Origin of the sequence: Cloacibacterium rupense, assembly GCF_014645495.1 — a bacterium.
GTDB classification, from domain to species: Bacteria; Bacteroidota; Bacteroidia; order Flavobacteriales; family Weeksellaceae; genus Cloacibacterium; species Cloacibacterium rupense.
Map to the genome: position 1 here is coordinate 1 of NZ_BMLV01000007.1, position 18,452 is coordinate 18,452.

At 32.9% G+C, this 18,452-nt stretch carries 19 protein-coding genes and 2 tRNA genes; 1 reads left to right on the top strand and 20 read right to left on the bottom strand.

Annotated elements, in window-relative coordinates; all coding sequences use genetic code 11:
• Nucleotides 1–123: 123 nt before the first annotated feature.
• Both IEW40_RS13125 and uxuA read right to left on the bottom strand, forming a co-directional pair.
• The gene (locus IEW40_RS13125; RefSeq protein ID WP_188618575.1) at nucleotides 124–939 is read right to left on the bottom strand and encodes an SDR family oxidoreductase; all 816 of its coding nucleotides are present in this window, start codon (nucleotides 937–939) and stop codon (nucleotides 124–126) included.
• Between the two features lie 68 nt (nucleotides 940–1,007).
• Nucleotides 1,008–2,183 carry a mannonate dehydratase gene (gene uxuA, locus IEW40_RS13130; RefSeq protein ID WP_188618576.1) on the bottom strand — a complete coding sequence of 392 codons (1,176 nt, stop codon included), beginning with the start codon at nucleotides 2,181–2,183 and terminating at the stop codon, nucleotides 1,008–1,010.
• 209 nt (nucleotides 2,184–2,392) lie between these two features.
• Here uxuA and IEW40_RS13135 point away from each other — a divergent pair, with 209 nt between their 5' ends.
• The gene (locus IEW40_RS13135; protein WP_188618577.1) at nucleotides 2,393–3,268 is read left to right on the top strand and encodes an AraC family transcriptional regulator; all 876 of its coding nucleotides are present in this window, start codon (nucleotides 2,393–2,395) and stop codon (nucleotides 3,266–3,268) included.
• Nucleotides 3,269–3,348: 80 nt separating this feature from the next.
• Here the strand turns inward: IEW40_RS13135 and IEW40_RS13140 are convergent.
• The 18 genes from IEW40_RS13140 to IEW40_RS13225 form a co-directional block, all read right to left on the bottom strand.
• Nucleotides 3,349–3,422 (bottom strand) — tRNA-Asp (locus tag IEW40_RS13140).
• A 32-nt stretch (nucleotides 3,423–3,454) separates the two neighbouring features.
• Nucleotides 3,455–3,528: transfer RNA gene (locus IEW40_RS13145), tRNA-Asp, on the bottom strand.
• 126 nt (nucleotides 3,529–3,654) lie between these two features.
• Entirely contained in the window at nucleotides 3,655–3,972 is a 318-nt protein-coding gene (gene trxA / locus IEW40_RS13150) for a thioredoxin (RefSeq protein ID WP_188618578.1), read from the bottom strand.
• Between the two features lie 109 nt (nucleotides 3,973–4,081).
• Nucleotides 4,082–5,224: a cysteine desulfurase family protein gene (locus IEW40_RS13155; protein WP_188618579.1), complete on the bottom strand. Its 1,143-nt coding sequence runs from the start codon at nucleotides 5,222–5,224 to the stop codon at nucleotides 4,082–4,084.
• Between the two features lie 68 nt (nucleotides 5,225–5,292).
• Nucleotides 5,293–5,880 (bottom strand): HAD family hydrolase, encoded by a 588-nt coding sequence (locus IEW40_RS13160; protein ID WP_188618580.1) that lies wholly within the window; start codon nucleotides 5,878–5,880, stop codon nucleotides 5,293–5,295.
• The gene (locus IEW40_RS13165; RefSeq protein ID WP_188618581.1) at nucleotides 5,881–6,489 is read right to left on the bottom strand and encodes a hypothetical protein; all 609 of its coding nucleotides are present in this window, start codon (nucleotides 6,487–6,489) and stop codon (nucleotides 5,881–5,883) included.
• The gene (locus IEW40_RS13170) at nucleotides 6,490–7,215 is read right to left on the bottom strand and encodes an SDR family NAD(P)-dependent oxidoreductase (RefSeq protein WP_188618582.1); all 726 of its coding nucleotides are present in this window, start codon (nucleotides 7,213–7,215) and stop codon (nucleotides 6,490–6,492) included.
• A 123-nt stretch (nucleotides 7,216–7,338) separates the two neighbouring features.
• Complete coding sequence (locus tag IEW40_RS13175) at nucleotides 7,339–8,655, bottom strand: FAD-binding oxidoreductase (RefSeq protein WP_188618583.1); 1,317 nt, start codon at nucleotides 8,653–8,655, stop codon at nucleotides 7,339–7,341.
• The gene (locus IEW40_RS13180; RefSeq protein WP_188618584.1) at nucleotides 8,652–9,539 is read right to left on the bottom strand and encodes a decaprenyl-phosphate phosphoribosyltransferase; all 888 of its coding nucleotides are present in this window, start codon (nucleotides 9,537–9,539) and stop codon (nucleotides 8,652–8,654) included. The genes IEW40_RS13175 and IEW40_RS13180 overlap by 4 nt, the downstream gene beginning before the upstream one ends.
• 93 nt (nucleotides 9,540–9,632) lie before the next feature.
• Nucleotides 9,633–10,325 carry a YiaD family glycine zipper/OmpA-like lipoprotein gene (locus tag IEW40_RS13185; protein WP_188618585.1) on the bottom strand — a complete coding sequence of 231 codons (693 nt, stop codon included), beginning with the start codon at nucleotides 10,323–10,325 and terminating at the stop codon, nucleotides 9,633–9,635.
• A 19-nt stretch (nucleotides 10,326–10,344) separates the two neighbouring features.
• Complete coding sequence (locus IEW40_RS13190; protein WP_188618586.1) at nucleotides 10,345–10,818, bottom strand: lipocalin family protein; 474 nt, start codon at nucleotides 10,816–10,818, stop codon at nucleotides 10,345–10,347.
• A gap of 133 nt (nucleotides 10,819–10,951) precedes the next feature.
• On the bottom strand, nucleotides 10,952–12,607 hold the full coding sequence (locus IEW40_RS13195) for a S8 family serine peptidase (protein ID WP_188618587.1): 1,656 nt from the start codon (nucleotides 12,605–12,607) through the stop codon (nucleotides 10,952–10,954).
• Between the two features lie 12 nt (nucleotides 12,608–12,619).
• Nucleotides 12,620–13,228 (bottom strand): WbqC family protein, encoded by a 609-nt coding sequence (locus IEW40_RS13200; RefSeq protein WP_188618588.1) that lies wholly within the window; start codon nucleotides 13,226–13,228, stop codon nucleotides 12,620–12,622.
• Between the two features lie 109 nt (nucleotides 13,229–13,337).
• Complete coding sequence (lepB, locus tag IEW40_RS13205; RefSeq protein ID WP_188618589.1) at nucleotides 13,338–14,993, bottom strand: signal peptidase I; 1,656 nt, start codon at nucleotides 14,991–14,993, stop codon at nucleotides 13,338–13,340.
• Nucleotides 14,994–15,196: 203 nt separating this feature from the next.
• The gene (dapB, locus tag IEW40_RS13210; RefSeq protein ID WP_188618590.1) at nucleotides 15,197–15,898 is read right to left on the bottom strand and encodes a 4-hydroxy-tetrahydrodipicolinate reductase; all 702 of its coding nucleotides are present in this window, start codon (nucleotides 15,896–15,898) and stop codon (nucleotides 15,197–15,199) included.
• A gap of 247 nt (nucleotides 15,899–16,145) precedes the next feature.
• Nucleotides 16,146–16,730 (bottom strand): DUF5683 domain-containing protein, encoded by a 585-nt coding sequence (locus tag IEW40_RS13215; RefSeq protein WP_188618591.1) that lies wholly within the window; start codon nucleotides 16,728–16,730, stop codon nucleotides 16,146–16,148.
• Nucleotides 16,730–17,617, bottom strand: coding sequence for a ParB/RepB/Spo0J family partition protein (locus IEW40_RS13220; protein ID WP_188618592.1), 888 nt, complete (start codon nucleotides 17,615–17,617; stop codon nucleotides 16,730–16,732). Before IEW40_RS13220 ends, IEW40_RS13215 begins: the two co-directional genes overlap by 1 nt.
• Nucleotides 17,618–17,678: 61 nt before the next feature.
• The gene (locus tag IEW40_RS13225) at nucleotides 17,679–18,452 is read right to left on the bottom strand and encodes a ParA family protein (protein WP_188618593.1); all 774 of its coding nucleotides are present in this window, start codon (nucleotides 18,450–18,452) and stop codon (nucleotides 17,679–17,681) included.

The following is an 18,452-nucleotide window of genomic DNA, read 5'->3' on the forward strand; positions in this document are numbered from 1 at the left end:
TTTTTTTTTTAAAGCATAGCTAATACATAAATCAACTTCACTTATACTAAAAAACAAGACACTCATTCCCAATAAGGGAAACAAGGTCTTGTTTATATAATAAATTAATCCTTACAATTGAGTTTACACTCCACTGAATGCGCTGAAACCGCCATCAATTGGCAATAATGCTCCTGTAATAAAACTGGCTGCATCAGAACATAGGAACTGTACCGCTCCATTCAGTTCTTCAATTTCGCCAAAACGTCTCATTGGTGTTTTTGCAATCACCTTTACACTTCTCTCAGTAAGAGAACCATCTGGATTGATGAGAATATTTCTGTTTTGGTCACCAATAAAAAATCCCGGTGCAATGGCATTTACACGAATTCCGTCTCCAAATTTAATTGCTAAATCAGAAGCTAGCCATTGTGTAAAATTGGTAATTGCAGCTTTAGCTGCAGAATATCCTGCAACTCTGGTAATAGCAGAATAGGCAGCCATAGAAGAAATATTAATAATACTTCCGCTACCTTGCTTTGCCATTACTTTCCCGAAAACATAACTAGGATACACCGTTCCGTTCATATTAAGATTGGTAGCCTTGTTCCAGCCATCTAAATCCATGTCAAAGAAACATTGGTCTGCAGACAAAGTGGCAGCTGGTATATTTCCGCCTGCAATGTTGAGCAAAATATCTATTCTTCCCCATTTTTCCATCACCTTTTCTGCTACTTTTTCTAAACTTTCTATATCTAGAACATTTCCGATAACACCTATTGCTTCGCCACCTAAATCTGTAAGTTCCTTAATTCTAGAGTCAAGATTTTCTTGCCTTATGTCTATTGCTACAACTTTTGCACCTGCTTGTATGAAACTTTTGGCAATACTACCTCCCAAAACACCTCCTGCCCCTGATATAATGGCTACTTTGCCTTTGATGCTGAATATTTCGTTCATTTTTAAATTTATTTTTTTAAGTTTTAATGAATTACTCTCAAAATTCTGACGGATAATTAATCTTAAATCTAATTTTTTTGTAATTCAGATTGCACTGTTGCCATCACTCCGTCTAACTGACCTAGTGCCAACATACGACCAAGGAAAGAATATCCCGGATTGTACCCTTTATCAATATCATCTGCTAACAATCTACCGTGGTCAACACGCATAGGCAAATTAGGATTTTCTTTTTCAAAAACTTTAATTACATCTATTAAATGACCTCTTCCCCCTAAATGATGAGCTTCTATGAAATTTCCATTTTCAAAAACATTGGTACTTCTAAGGTGTACAAATTTTGTTCTCGAAGCATATTTTTTCGCCAATTTTGGTACATCGTTTTGCAATCCTGCACTTAATGAACCTGCACAAAATGTCAAACCATTATGAGGATTATCTACTGCATTCAAAAACCAATCAATATCTTCTTCGCAAGTAACAATACGAGGTAAACCTAATAATTGAAATGGCGGATCGTCTGGATGTACACACATTTGGATATTCCACTCTTCACAAACTGGCATTATTCTTTCTAAGAAATATTTCATATTCTGGCGAAGTACATCTTTATCAATACCATCATACAACGCCAATAATTTTTTGAAAATTCCAACAGGATCTAGGTCTCCTTCTTTTATATTACCATTTACAAAACCCTGCGTTTTTACAATTATAGAATCTATAAGCTCTTTTCTATCATCTTCTGTAGCGGTTTTTTTCAGTTCTTCTACCTTGCTTAGAATTCCTGGAGAATAATCTTTTTCCGCACCTTCTCTTTCTAAAATATATATTTCAAAATAAGCAAATTTGGCCTTATCAAAATAAAGTGATGAAGAACCGTCTTCCCATTCGTGGAACAAATCTGTACGCGCCCAATCTAAAACCGGCATAAAATTGTAACACACTGTAGTTACACCTGCTTTACCTAGATTCTCTAGACTTACAATATATTTATCTATCAAATCATCTCTGTCTTTACCAGCATATTTTATAGATTCGCTCACAGGAAGACTTTCTACTACAGACCAACGAAGACCATGACTTTCAATATAATTTTTAAGATCATTAATGGCTTCCAAAGTCCAAATCTCTCCATTAGAAACATCGTGAAGTGCGGTTACTATACCTTCAACACCTATCTGACGGAGCATTTTAAGTGAAATTTTGTCTTTCTTGCCAAACCATCTCCAGGTTTTTTCCATAATCGTAATTCTTTAAAATTTTAAAATTTAATTAAAAACAAGTGATTTAAAACCTCTTGCTTATTTTCATATTTTTAAGTTTAAAATATTTAAGTCCTTAAAAACTTTGTAAATTTACTAACATCAGAAACACATAACTTTACTTATTTTTGCTAATAATAAGCGTATATTTGCAATTAAAATATAACCAAAACCATAAGTAACTGTTTATGAGAACAATAATGAATGAAAAACTGCCCATTTCGAGCAGTATTCCTATAAAAGCAAGGCATTATGACTATCAGCATTTCACTTATCCTTGGCATTTTCATAGCCAATATGAACTTATGTTTGTAAAAGAAGGTTTCGGACAATGCTTTGTTGGTGACACCATACATCAGTTTTCTGATGGTGATTTAATTCTCTTTGGCAATAATCTTCCTCATTATATGAATAGTGATGATTCTTACAAAAAAAAAGATTCAAAACTAAGGGTAAAAGGTACAATTATACAGTTTGAGAAAGATTTTATGAGCTACTCAATCAACAATTATCCTCAATTTTTACAGATTAAAAACCTTCTAGAAATATCTGGAAGAGGGGTACTTTACACCAAAGAAAATTCTGAAAAAATCATAGAAACTCTACAAAAACTGCCAGAAATGGAAGGGTTGCAACAAGTAACCAATCTCCTTACAATTCTACAAGAACTTGCTACGTGCAAAAAAAAAACTATTCTAGCCACACCACATTTCTACAAATCATTTCCAAAATTGGGTGACAATAGGATAGAAAAAATCATTTCTTACATTAACATCAATTACACCAGAAATATATCATTGGTAGAAATAGCATCTTTAGCTGCAATGAATGCCAGTTCATTTTGCAGATATTTCAAAGAACAAACTGGTAAAACATTCACAGAATATATAATGGACATGAGAATAGGCTATGCCTGCAAACTTCTTACCTTAGGCGAAAAAAGCATTAACCAAATAAGCATAGAATGCGGTTTTGAATCTATTACGCATTTCAACAGAATGTTTAAAAGACATACAAAATTTACCCCTACTCTTTACAGACAGAAAATTCTAGAGAATATATAATTTTTAATTTCTAGAAAATTTTATTATGCAATGATAAGAAAAACAAAAAAGCTTTACAAAAATTTGTAAAGCTTTTTTTGCGATCCGGACGGGACTCGAACCCGCGACCTCCGCCGTGACAGGGCGGCATTCTAACCAACTGAACTACCGGATCAATTTTTTGAAAAGTAATTGATAAACTTTTTGCGATCCGGACGGGACTCGAACCCGCGACCTCCGCCGTGACAGGGCGGCATTCTAACCAACTGAACTACCGGATCTGGTTTATAAAGAACGTTGCTCGTTTTTCGTGATGGCAAAATTACAACTTTTCTTGAATCCTACAAACATTTTTATAAAAAAAATGCTTTCCTATTCGGAAAGCATTCATTTTCAACATATATTTTTTACAAAAATGCGTTCAATTTCTCTGCGATAGCAGCTTTAGGCGCTACTCCTACAAATTTATCAACTACTTCTCCGTTTTTGAAAATTAAAACGGTAGGAATATTTCTAATACCATATTCCATAGCGATTTGTTGATTGTTATCTACATCAACTTTTCCTACTACAGCTTTTCCGTCATAGTCACCATGAAGCTCCTCTACGATTGGACCTAGCATTCTACAAGGACCACACCAAGCTGCCCAAAAATCTACCAAAACTGGTTTGTCTGAATTTAATACTAATTCTTGAAAATTGCTGTCTGTAATTTCTACTGCCATAACTTTAAAAGTATTTTAATTTGTTTATTTTTTAATATTTTAAGTTGCAAAGTTACAATTTTCTTGCCAAATTCATTTATTAATTGTCTATGCAAAATATTTTGATTATCTATAATCCTAAAATTTCTCTCAGAGCATTTACCAATTGGTCTATATCATTTTTTGAAGTTTGGTGAGAAAAAGAAATTCTAAGAGGCGTAGTAGTTTGTTGTACTTGCTCTGGTAAAATTTTAGATAATACTGATGATGGTTTGGCTGCTCCAGAACTACATGCACTGCCTTGCGAAACAGCAATTCCTTTCATATCTAGTTGCAATCCTATCAAAGGATTCATAGAAGGTAATGAAATACTTAGCAAAGTATAAAGGCTTTTTTCTTTTTCAGCACTTCTACCATTAAATAAAATACCTGGTATGTTTTTGGTCAATTGTTCTATGGCATAGTCTTTTATGCCTTGGATATACTCTGAAAATTCAGCCATTTTTTCAACAGAAAATTCAAAAGCTTTACCTAGACCCGCAATACCTACCACATTTTCGGTACCTGCTCTTAGGCTGCGTTCTTGTGTCCCTCCATGAATCTGAGCTTTTAAATGTGTAGACTTTCTAATATATGCAAAACCAGCACCTTTTGGCCCGTGAAATTTATGAGCACTACAGCTTGCAAAATCTATGGGAATTTGTGAAAAATCTAATTTTAAATGTGCCATTGTCTGCACCGTATCAGAATGAAAATAGGCTTGATTATCTTTACAAATTTTAGCTGTTTTCTCTAAATCTAGTAGATTTCCGATTTCATTATTAGCATGCATCAAACTTACCAAGGTTGTTTTATCAGAAGTCTTCAAAACGTTTTCTAGCTCATCTAAATCTACATCACCCTTTTTATTGACCTGAAGATAAACAACCTCTATACTACTTTTCTGCTGCACATCTAGCACAGTCTCATATACACACTTGTGCTCTATTTCTGTAGTGATAATTCTTTTGATTTCTAAATTTTCAACCGCAGATTTTATAATCAAATTATTAGCTTCTGTACCACAAGAGGTAAAAATAATTTCAGCTGGAGAAACATGCAATTCCTGAGCTATTAGTCTTCTATTTTCTTCCAAAATCATTTTCGCTTCTTGCCCTAAACTGTGAGTAGAAGAAGGATTCCCAAAATTGGTTTTCATTACCGTCATCATCGCATCTATTACTTCATCTAAAATGGGAGTAGTAGCTGCATTATCTAAATATATTCTTTTCATTACGTAGATTTTTATCAAGACTAAAGAATAATCTCAATGATAAATTTGTTAAAATTTAAAGTGCAAAATTAGTTAAAAAAACGGTAATGACTTTCGTGTGCAAAAGCAAGCATAGGTTTATCGCCAGAAGTATCTCCAAAGGCAATGATTTTATCAAATTTTTGGTCGCCAATGACTTGTTTTATACGCTTTACTTTTTCTTCGCCGTTATTATTCTTAGTTTGAAAATCTCCAGTAAAACGCCCTGCTACAAATTGAGCTTCTGTTGCTATGAGTGTCATTCCCATTTTTTTGGCGAAAGGTCTTACCCAGATATCTAAAGAAGCTGTTATCAAGTAACAAGTTGTATGACTTCCGTCTATTGTTTTTAAAAAATCTAGGGCAGATTTTCTTATAATTTTAGGATAATATTCTTCGAAAAAAGCAATGACTTTTCTGTTAATTTTAATTTCTCTTTCTCCTTTTAAGATAGATGCTACAAAACTTTTTTTAGCAATTTCAGCATCCATTAGTTTTAACTTTACCAATATAAAAACTGGAATATGCTTCAGATAACTCCAAAAATATTTTTTAGAATCATAATATTTTAAGAACAAAAACAAGGTGTCTTTGTACGTAAGCGTTCCGTCAAAATCAAAAAGGTAAAGTTTTTTCATTTACTTAAATAATAAGTTATATGATAGTCCTAAAATTATTACTAAAAATATAATAATAAACAAAATTGCAGAAATATTTTCAATTAAAAATAAAATTTTAGGCAATTTAAAAGAATTTAATTTTCCTTCACCAGTTTTTAGTTTCCTTAATAATTTTAGAACTTCCTGAAATTCATATTTATTTAATGCAAAAGTTTTAATAGATTTTCCGTTTTCTAAATCTATATACGTCTCAAAAGAATTTGTCAAGTGAATTCCTTCTGAAAAAAGAGTTCCGGATGTTTTAACCTCTTTTGAAATCTGTCTAATTCGTTTAATCTCATCAAACTTAATTTTTATCTTGCAAGGAAAAAATAGATAAGATAAAACTAAATTCTCTTTTGTTATTGTTAAAATTTGTGTTTTAAGTAAATAATATAAACTTCCTAAAATCAATATTCCAAAAAAAGAAATGCAAACTAAAACAGCATAAAACTCTTCTGAATTATTTAATGATAAATTACTATTCAAAATTAATTTTATCATTAATGCACAAAAAATAATTCCTATCACGAAAAAAATATTCATAATAGAAATTGGATTGGATTTAAATAAAATTTTTCTCTCCAATTAAAGTTTCAATTTTTTAAAAATAAATTCCGGAATATGCTGAATGATGAGCATAATTAATCTCCAAATTGGTAAAACATAAACTACATTTTTTTGCTTTTTGTAGGCTTTGTAAATGCATTCTGCCGCCTGTTTTGGCTTGGCAGTTAATTTGGAGTTAAGTGGTAACCCTTCGGTCATTTTGGTTTCCATAAATCCTGGCTTCACGGTCATCACGTGAACTTTTTTACTAAAAAGATAGTTCCTCAATCCGCTAAGATAAGCCGTGAAAGCAGCCTTAGAACTGCCATAAATAAAATTGCTTTGTCTACCTCTATCACCTGCTACAGAAGACAAACCAATGATTGTACCTTCTCTTTTTCCTTCAAATTTTTGAGCAAAATAATTAATGATAGGTACTAATTTGGCGTAGTTAATATTTATAATTTTTTCTGTATTGGCATTATCATAAAGCCCTTCTTCTGTGCCTTTTCCTAGAAAACCTGTGGCACAAAAAAGCAAATTGCTGTCTATTTTATCAAAAATATTATAATTGATTTCCTTGGTGATATCTAGCTCCAAAACTACAGATTGCTGTAAATATTTCACATCTATATGCTTCGCAAAACGCTCGGTAATTTCCTTATTTGAAGTAAAAAAGTAAATGGTTTCGTACTTTTCTCCAGCATTCAAAGCTTTTTCTACAAATGCCTGCGCAACTTCTGAAGTGGAACCCAATATAATCATAATTTTGTTTAATTTTATTTGATGTGGTTTGAAGTTGTTTGATATAGTTTGATTACAACTACTTTTCAAATTCTATCACTTTCTTATTCTCCCACACTACAATTCTACAATTTTGTTATTCATTTAAGCGCCTCTTGCAATTCTCTTACTTTGCAAAGAGGTAAACTTAGAACTTTCTACATTTTTGAGGTAATTAGTCAAAGAAGATTTGCTCATACTGTCTTTAGTTAAGTAAATTCTTCCTCCGAATTCTTCTACAATTTTATCTAGATTGTTCACTAATTGCACCAATTCTCTATTCAATTTAAAATCTAAAGCCAAGGTATAACCTTCAAAAGGGAAAGAATTATACGCCAAAGGATTGTTCTTGCCAAAAAGTTTAAGAACGGCTAAAAAAGAGCCTTGTCCGCTATTGGCAATAGTTTCTAAAATCCTTCTCATTCCTTCTTCGCCTTTATCTTTTGGGATTACCATTTGATATTGAATAAAACCACTTTTTCCATAGATTTTATTCCAATCATTAATGGCGTCTAGAGGATAGAAAAACGTTTCATAATCTATGATATTTTTTACAATTTTTGGTCTCTGTTTATTAAAATACAAGAAATTAAATGCCTTAACAGTAAATTTATTCAAAACAAATTTCGGGAAGTAAAAAGGAACAGTAGGACTGAATTTTTTCTTCAATCTAAGCGGTTTATCTGCCAATTTAAAAGGAAGTTCTACTTTAAGTGCGTGCTCACCTCTCATCAAAATACTTCTGCCAATATTTTTACCTTTTTGCAGACAATCAATCCAAGCAACAGTATAAGTCCAGTCTTCGCTTTCCTCGAAAAGTTGAAAAATTTCGTGTAGATTTTCTGCTTTTATGCTTTCTTGACGAATGTATGCAGATTCTATATTTTTAAGTTTGATTTTCGCTGAAAGGATAATTCCTGTAAGTCCCATTCCGCCAATAGTTGCCCAAAATTTATCAGAATTTTCTTCTCTAGAACAATTAAGGATTACGCCTTTCTCATCCATTATTTTAAAACTGAGAACACATTCTACAAAACAACCTTCAGAGTGGTGATTCTTGCCGTGTACATCAGACGCAATTGCTCCACCAAGAGTAATAAACTTAGTACCAGGAGTAATGCTCAAAAAATAACCTTGTGGTACGGTAACTTCTAAGATTTCAGACAATAAAATACCGGCTTCGCATTCTATTACTCCGTTTAATCTATCAAAATTGATGAATTTATTGAGTTTAGTTGTAGAAAAAATAGCTTCACCTAACGCTGCATCACCATAGCATCTGCCATTACCACGGGCAATCACTTCATTATGATTTAAGACAAATTCTTTGATTTTCTGATAATTTTCCTCAGATTTAAATTCCTTTTTCACCACAGGGTAATTTCCCCAATTGGTAACTAATTTTACAAAATTTGGTTTCATGATTTGTAGTAAATTAAAACTAAGAAAGTAATAATCCAAATTAAAATGGTGACTTGTATATAACGATCTTTATAGACTATTTTGGTGGGTGATTCTGTTTTATTATAGACCAAAGTTTGCTGTAAATATCTAAGAAAGGCAAAAACAACAAACAAAACCGTGTAAAAAACTCTGACGCCAAATCTCTCTTGAACTTCTGGTGTGAGCGTAAACATTAAATAACAGATAACTGCTAATGTAACTGAAATAGACAATACAATATCTGCAAACTGTACATTATAACCATCTAGAGCTTTTCTAGTTTTACCAGAAATAGCAGCGTTTATAAGTTCACCTCTTCTCTTGCCAACCGCCAAAACCAGTGCCAAAACAAAAGTTAACAAAATGGCCCATTGCGAAATTTTAATCCCTGTTGCATAACCGCCTGCTAAAACCCTTAACACAAAACCAATAGCAATTATAAATATATCTACTATTGCCACATGTTTTAAATTAAAAGTATACGCTAGATTCATTATAAAATACGAAGCAATGATGACTGCAAATTTCCATAGATTCTTATGAAAATACTCTTGTCCGAAAAAAATTAAAAAAGCTACCGCAGAGATTAAAACTGTGAAAAGAAACAATGCGGCCCCCTTAGAAATAGAACCATTGGCTAAAGGACGATTTTTTTTCTCAGGATGCTTCCTATCCGCTTCTATATCTTTATAATCGTTTAGAATATAAATAGAACTTGCTATAAGTGAAAAAACTACAAAAGCAAATATACTTTTAGTTAAAAATTCAAGATTGGTAATATTTCCGGAAAAGAAAAGCGGAATAAAAACAAAGAAGTTTTTTACCCACTGTTCCACGCGAAGTAGTTTAAGATATTTAATCATTAATGTTTTTGTAAAAGACAAATTTAAGAATAAAAAAATAAAAAATCGCCCCGAAAAACGAGACGATTGTCATAGTATTAATATAAATTCAGATTATTGACCTTGGTGTGCATCTTTAATCATTTCTTCATTTGCAGTAATTGCAAATTCTACTCTACGGTTTTTAGCTCTACCTTCATCTGTATCATTGCTTGCAATAGGATCACTTTCTCCCATTCCCATAGCGTTTAATCTGGTTCTAGCCACTCCTTTAGAAACCATATAGTCTATTACAGAATTGGCTCTTTTTTCAGATAAAGTTAGGTTATATGCATCTGCTCCTTTGCTATCAGTATGCCCATAAACATTGATATTAGTATCTGGATATTGGGTCATAACTTCTGATAATTTATCTAAATTAGCTTTAGAAACATCAGTAAGTGATGCAGAATTAAAATCAAAATTTACTGTATTTTCACTTAATGTAATTTTAATCCCTTCATTTACCCTTTCTACTTGCGCCCCTGGTAAAGCTTCTTTGATGGCTTTGGCTTGTTTATCCATTTTATTACCGATAACACCACCTGCTACACCACCAATTACACCTCCTAAAACCGCTCCTAATGCACCATTTTTTCCTTTTCCTACATTATTCCCTAGAATACCTCCAATTACGGCACCAGCAGCTGTACCAGCAGCAGCACCTCTTTGAGTATTATTAGAATTCTGTATTGCTTCGCAACTTGTTAAAACTAACGCTGATGACAGAAACAAAGCTGCTATATTTGTTATTTTGAAAATTTTCATATTTAATGTTTTTTGATGATTATTTTTTGGTGAAATTATAATATACTTTTAGTATTTTCCCTTCGAAAGGTACATTTTGAACCAAAGTAAATGTAGTAGGAGTCTGATTTTGAAAATCTAAAACATATCCAGAACTTACAGTTTTAGCTTTTACACCAGCATCAATTTTCTTGAATGAAAACTGTTTTTCAGAATTCACATCAAATTTAATCGCTCTAGTAACAGTAGGGCAATCTCCACCTCCTGCTAAGCTATAAGAACCTGTATTATTATTAGGAATTAAATTCCACTGACTTCCTACAAAACATTGCGCATCTGCACCTTCATCAAATGGTTTAATTTTATACTCTTTTTCATAATCTACACTGGTAATTTCCCAGCTTCCTTTAAGTTTCAATAATTCCGCTCTAGAATATTGAGCTTGATTAGCACTACTGGAACAAGAAACAGCAATAACTGCTCCTATTATCCCTGAAAATAACACTTTTTTCATCTTTTAAAATTTTGTTTAATGTTGTTATCTGTAAAGTTATTAAATATTCTATAAAAAAACACCAAAATCTTTTGTAAACTAAAAAAGCCCTTAAAAAAGGACTTCTTTAATCATTTTATATGAATTAAATTAATTATTTCTTTTTTATCATTTTTTTAGATTTAGAAGCTGGTTTTGTTGATTTCCCTTTATAAAAATGATTATATGCATATTCTGCAGCTTTGTAAGTATCAATTACGCCACCAGTCTCAGAATATTTACCAAAATCATTGATTGAACTCTTGTTCACTGAATTTTTTAAACTTTCTATTACCTGAGAAGGCGTTAAATTCGGCATATAAGCAAGCAAAACTGCTGCCGCTCCCGCTACAACAGGACTTGCCATAGATGTACCTTGCAAGTATTCATATTTACCATCTGTAACCGTAGAGTAAATCTTATCACCAGGTGCAAATACATCTACCATTTTTGAGTTAAAGTTAGAAAAGCCTGCCTTCAAATTCTGAGAATCATTGGTACTAGCGCCAACCGTTATCATATTGTTTAGGAATGGCTTTGTATCTTTTTGAGATTTAAAATTGGTAGGATAATTATCATTTAATTCTAAATCTTCATTATCATTACCTGCAGCATGAACCAAGACTACACCTTTGTTTTCTGCATACTTAAAAGCATCCCACACCTTTTCTTTTCCGGGAGAAACAGGCTTTCCAAAACTCATATTAATGACTTTGGCACCGTTATCTACTGCATATTTTATAGCATTGGCAACATCTTTATCTCTTTCATCCCCATTAGGAACCGCTCTTACAGTCATAATTTTTGCAACTTTGTAAGCTACACCATATTGTGGTTCTCCGTTCTGAGGCAATCCGGCAATTATTCCTGCTACGTGAGTTCCGTGCTTAGCATCTGGACCTTCGTAATGGTTATTGCCATAGAATTTTTCATTAATATCATTATAGTTATCTCCTACAATACTTCTGGTATCATAATCCAAATTATATTGTTTAGTTGCTTGAGGTTCAAAATACTCTAACGCTTCCTTAATTTCTTTTTCTAAAAATGTTTGTACTTCGGCAGGTGTTTTTCCTTGAACTGAAGGATCTTTGGCGACACTGCCTAAAATAGATAAATTTCTAGCTTCTATTTGTGTAGTAGGTTTGATAGTTGCCAAATTTTCTGCAGTAAGGTTTTTACCTCCTAAGGTAGCAACTACACTTGGTATTTCTTTTTGAAAGCCAGTATAAAACTGAAATTGTTGCTGAGCTTCCATGCTTTTTTTAGTAAAGATCTCTTTAGCTTTAAGGTACATTTCAAATTCAGCAACCATTTTGCTTTGGTTCTCCTTGTTTTTGATGGCATTATCACCTTCGAAGTAAGGTTTATACTCTTTCACAACTCTAGCTACTTCTGTATTATCTACATCTACATCACCGTTTTTACCTCCTATAAAACTCCACCCGTAAATGTCATCAACATACCCGTTGCCATCATCATCTTTGCCGTTATTTGGCACTTCATTTACATTTTTCCACATATTTTTCACCAAACCAGGGTGGTCTACTTCTACCCCACTATCCACTACAGCTACTACCACAGATTTGGGTTTAAGACCTTTTGATTCAAAAAATTGATAGGCTTTTTCTGTATTTACACCATAGACTTTGGTGGTTAGATAATCTTTATGATACCATGTTTTAAGATCTTTGTCATCCTCTTTAGTTTCTTGCGAAAAAGAGAAACTAAAACCAGCTAAAAAAACAGCTGCCAATAAAATTTTTCTCATTTGTATAGTATTTTATTTTGTAATTTTTTTAATATAAGTAGCAGATTCTGGACCTAGATTGCATATCAGATCTATAATTGATAAATCTTTGATAAAACCTAGTTTATCACTAAAGGTTTGATAATACTCATTCATTTGATATTCAGAATCTTTTTTTGCCGAAAATTTTTCTCTAAAATTAAAAAAATCAACAGATTGTACATACTCTTCTGTTAAAGAATATTCTTTTTCCGTTTTTAGAATTTCTAGAATCACTTTTAATGCTTTCAAATTGAATGCCAAAAGTGTATTGGGTTGGTCTTTAAAAATGTTTTCAAGCTTTGTTTCGTAATATTCGAAGTAAGGCGAACTTTGATATGCATTTTTGATGGACTTCCAATGGAGTTTTTGCCAATCTTCCGCATAAGAAATTTCTAAATCTTTGACACATCTTTTACCAGTATGATGAATAGGAATGATTAGAGACAACTTACCATTAGCACCATAAATATTGGTTCTATTTCTATAGGTTTGCTTCGGGAAATTCTCGAACTGTTCTAAAACCACTTCGTTTTCTTCTTTCAAAAATTCTGAAAACCAAGAAATAGGTGGTAAATAAAATATAGGAAGTAAAATTTTCATTAAAAAATTAATTAGTCTTCAAAGTTAAAAAAAATAAAATGTTTTTCATTAAAAAAACCCTTTCTGCTTAATTGCAAAGAAAGGGTTTTTGATATATTTTTTGTTGAGATTACTCTTCTTCTTTTTTGCCTTTGAATAATTTTACAAAAAACTCCCAACCAAAGAATAAAATAAGAATGGCAGCAGCAATCCACCAGTAAGAAGTTTTGTCTTTTTCTCCGGTATTGGTTGCTTTGAACATTCTATCCCAACGGATTTTTTTCGGGCCGTCATCAAAAACACCTTGCACACTCATCCAAGTAAACATAGGAGAACCTACAATATGCGTTTCTGGAACGAAACCAAAGAATCGTGCGTCTAGAGAAGCATCTCTGTTATCACCCATCATAAAATAGTAGTCTTGCTTCACGGTATATTTATCGGTCTGCACTCCATTGATGTAGAATTTACCACCTTTGAATTCTAAAATATTTCCTTCATAAACTGTGATTAGCTTTTTGTATTCTGGTAAATTTTCTTGTGTCACAGTAATTACATCTCCTTTTTTAGGAATAGTCAACGGACCGTACCAATCTGTATTCCATGGTTTGTTATTTGGAAAAATCGTATTGGTAATATTTAGTTTTTTAGAGAAAACAACTTCGCCAGCTGCATCTCTCAGATAATCGCCATCTTCAGCAAATCGAGGATAATACTCTACTTGAGCTTTTCCTTTTTCATCCAAAACCTCTTCAGCTTTTATAAATTCAGGCATTTGTTTGATTTGAGCAAGCAAATCATCTGTAAGACCTTGGAACTGATAATAATATTGTCCGATTTTAGAATCTTGACCAGAATTTACAATCGGTAAATAAGTTAAATTTTTATAAAGTGAATTGATATCAATCTCATTATTAGTATAGATAATATATGCGTGCTGTACCTCTGCATCGCCCATCAACTTTTCAGGCTGTCCGTTTACATATAATCTTCCTGCTCTCATTTCTAGAACATCACCACCTACTGCTACACATCTTTTTACATAAGGATCCATTCTATCTATTGCAGTGTGTACAGAATCACCAGGATAATTAAAAACTACGATATCATTTTTCTTAGGTTTTTTGAATTCTCCAATTCTAAAATAGGGTAATTTTACAACATCTACATAAGATTTAGGGTCGTTTTTAGGATTTGCATCTTTACCGCTGTCAAAAATTGTTCCTTGTAAGAATGGTAACGCCAAAGGTCTCATCGGCATTCTGTAACCATAGCTCCATTTGTTTACAAACAAGAAATCTCCCACCAAAAGGGTACGCTCCATAGAACCAGTAGGAATGGCAAAAGGCTGTGTAATAAATGCGTGAATAATGGTTGCAAAAACTACCGCAAAGGTAATAGAGCCTAAAAAAGATTCTTTCTTCGCTTTTTCGTCATCTACCGCAAAACGGTCAACTTTATTGGGTTGGAAATAACTGGTGTAAGCCAAATAAATAAATGGCAAAAACACGGTCAAAAGTTTTTCCGCGGTAGTAGTTCTTCCGAATTTTTTCATCAAGAAAAGATGAAAAACCGTCATCATTATAGGGCCAACAATTGGCAAATAGGCAAATACAACCCACCATTTTGGCTCAGCAATTTCTTTTAGAATAATGTAATAATTATAAAACGGAACAAAGGCTTCCCAACCTTTGTAACCCATTTTTTGGTATAATTTAAAGGAAGAAACTCCTAATAAAACTGACAAAATCAGTACGTAAATAGAATATTGAATAATGTAATCCATAGTTTTTTTTGCTTTTAGCTTCCTGATATTCTAAGCTATTAGTAATGCTTTTTGATATTTGTTACAAAGTTAAAGGTTTGAATGATTTGAATCGTTTGATTTTGTTTGAAATGGTCTGAATTAGTTTGAAGGTGTTTTTTTTAAACTAAAAATTTATAATCCAAAAATTTTAAATACCAAATCCCAAATCTAAAATTATAAATTTACAATCCTAAAACTTGTTTCATTCCGAAATTTCCTACTTTACCTGGCAACCATTCTGCTGCGATTACTGCACCTAGTGCAAAACCATTTCTGTTAAACGCAGTATGCTTAATTTCGATTTCATCTACTTCTGAGCGGTAAAAAACACTGTGTGTACCCGGAACTTCTCCTTCTCTGATGGCAGTTATTCCTAATTCTGCGCCTTGGGTTTCGTCTAATTTCCAAGTTTTATAATCCGAATGTTTAAAAATGCCTTCTGCAATGGAAATAGCTGTTCCACTAGGTGCATCTAACTTATGAATATGATGAATTTCTTCTAACTGGCAATTGTAATCATTCTGAAAAGGCGCCATCATTTCGGCTAATTTTTCGTTGAGTGCAAAGAAAAGATTTACGCCTAAGCTGAAATTAGAACCATATAAAAAACCTGTTTCGTTTTCTAGGGCAATTTTTTCTATTTCTGGTTTTTTTTCTAGCCAACCTGTAGTACCTGCAACTACTGGAATTTTATTTTCTAGGCAAAATTTTATATTTCCGAAAGCAGATTCTGGCGAAGAAAACTCTATTACCACATCTGGATTATTTAGTTTTTCTAAGGTAGGCGTCTCGTCTAGTGTTGCTACCACATCGTGACCTCTTTTAAGGGCAATTTGGTGAATAATTTTTCCCATTTTACCATAACCTACAAGTGCTATTTTCATAATCTTTTATTTTCTATTTATTGGGAATGAACCCTAATTTATTTTATAATTGTCTTTTATGCGATGCGCTATAAATTCTGAAAGCGTCTCTGCAACCCGACTTGAGCGAAAATTCTTTTTTGGGTGGCTGAACTTGCCGAAACTACCCAAAAAAGATTGGGAGCGGAAGACACAGACAAAATGAAAGCTAATTCTTTTATTGAAGTCTGCGAACGAAGTTCTAGCTGCCAAAATTTATATTGATTTTTTAAAATCTATAACTTAAAGACAACCCTGCTTTTGCTTGTCCAATTCCTATATTATCATTAATTATAGTTGGCTTAAGGGCTAAATCCGGGTCGTGCTTTTGCTCGTACAAGTGAGCATCTACCACCGCATCTACAATCCCCAAAATATACACTAAACCTGTAATTGCGATGGAGTAATCTCTGTATCTTTTTGCATTGTCTTGGGTATTTCCTAATACCGTTTTATCAATTCCTGGAATATTAGAAAACTCATGATCTTGACCGTTGAGTTCCGCAATGTAAGCGGTTCTGTATCTTTTGTATTGCTTATCATTATAAACAATTACGCCTACCCCTGTTCCTATAGCTCCCCAAACGATGGGTATTTTCCAATATTTTTTGTTGTAATACTGCCCTAGCCCTGGTAAAACAGCAGAATACAACCCTGCTTTTGTAGGATTGTATTTCGGTAATGCTTTTGCATTGGCTTTTTCTATGTCTTCTACTACTTGTTTTTCCGTTTTGATGGTATCTAAAGGTTTAATTTCTTGCGAAAAATAGAACCCAAAAAATAGGACAAGCAGCGCTGAAAGTACTGTTCTCATTAATTAAAATGTGAGAGGATTTTGCTGAGTTCTTCCTCGTTATTAAAATCTAAAATAATTTTTCCTTTCTTGCCTTTGCCTGAAGATTTAATCTCTACAGCTACATCTAGCACATCTGAAAGTGATTTTTGTACTTTTCTGAGGTGGTTGGGTAATTCTACCTCTTTTTTTGCCACTTCTTTTTTAGGATTTTTAAACTCTGAGGCTGCTTTTTCGGCTTGTCTCACATTCAATCCTTCTTTTAAAATTTTATTGAATAATTCTTGTTGATTTTTTTCGTCTTCTACACTAATGATGGCTCTACCGTGCCCAGCAGAAATTTCACCAGCTCTTATGGCTTGCTGAATGTCTGGACTTAACCTTAATAATCTAATAGAATTGGTAATGGTACTTCTTTCTTTCCCTACTCTTTGACTAAGGTTTTCTTGAGTAAGGCCTATTTCGTCTAATAATCTTTGATAAGTAAGGGCTACTTCTATGGCATCTAAATCTTCGCGCTGAATATTTTCCACCAATGCCATTTCTAGCAATTCTTGGTCATTAACCAATCTTATGTATGCAGGAACGCTTTTAAGACCTGCAATTTTAGAAGCCCTGAAACGTCTTTCCCCAGAGATAATTTCGAATTTATCTCCGTCTTTTCTTAGAGTAATTGGCTGAATTACTCCTAAATTTCGGATAGACTGCGCTAATTCTTGCAACGCAGTTTCGTCAAAATAAGTTCTAGGTTGTGTAGCATTGGGATAAATATCTTCTAGAGCTACTTCTACCATATTTCCTACCAATTGCTCTGCTCCTGTGTCTGTAGCAGAATTAATAGTACTTTTGCTTTCGGCACTAAGAATGGCTCCTAAGCCACGTCCCATTGCTCTTTTTTTGTCTTTCATATTTTATAATTAATGATTGATTGTTGATTATTGATAAAATATTCAACATCAATATTTAAAATTATGCTTGTTGTAATTTTTCGTTTTTAAGAAGTACTTCTTCCGCTAACTGAAGGTATTGGATTGCTCCTTTGCTTTCGGCATCATACATTAAGATACTTTCTCCGAAACTTGGGGCTTCACTTAATCTTACATTTCTAGAAATTATTGTTTCAAAAACCATCTCTGGGAAGTGGGTATTTACTTCTTCGACTACTTGGTTAGAAAGTCTCAATCTAGAATCATACATCGTTAGAAGAAGACCTTCTATATCTAAATCATTATTATGGATTTTCTGAACATTTTTAATGGTATTCAATAATTTACCCAAACCTTCTAGCGCAAAATACTCACACTGAATAGGAATAATTACAGAATTAGCCGCTGTAAGGGCATTTACAGTAATCAATCCCAAACTTGGTGCACAATCTATAATGATATAATCATATTCATCTTTTACAGATTCTAATGCTTTTTTTAGCATATATTCACGCTTATCTCTATCTACCAATTCTATCTCGGCAGCTACCAAATCGATATGAGAAGGCACTAAATCTAAATTAGGAGAAGTGGTTTTATAAATACAATCTTTAACATCTGCACTATGTTCTAGAAGATGATAAGTAGAATTATTTACTTCTTCTATCCCAAGACCAGATGTAGCATTAGCCTGTGGATCTGCATCTATCAAAAGTACTTTTTTCTCTAAAACGCCCAAAGCTGCTGCAAGATTAACTGCTGTAGTAGTTTTCCCTACACCTCCTTTTTGATTGGCAACTCCTATTATTTTTCCCAT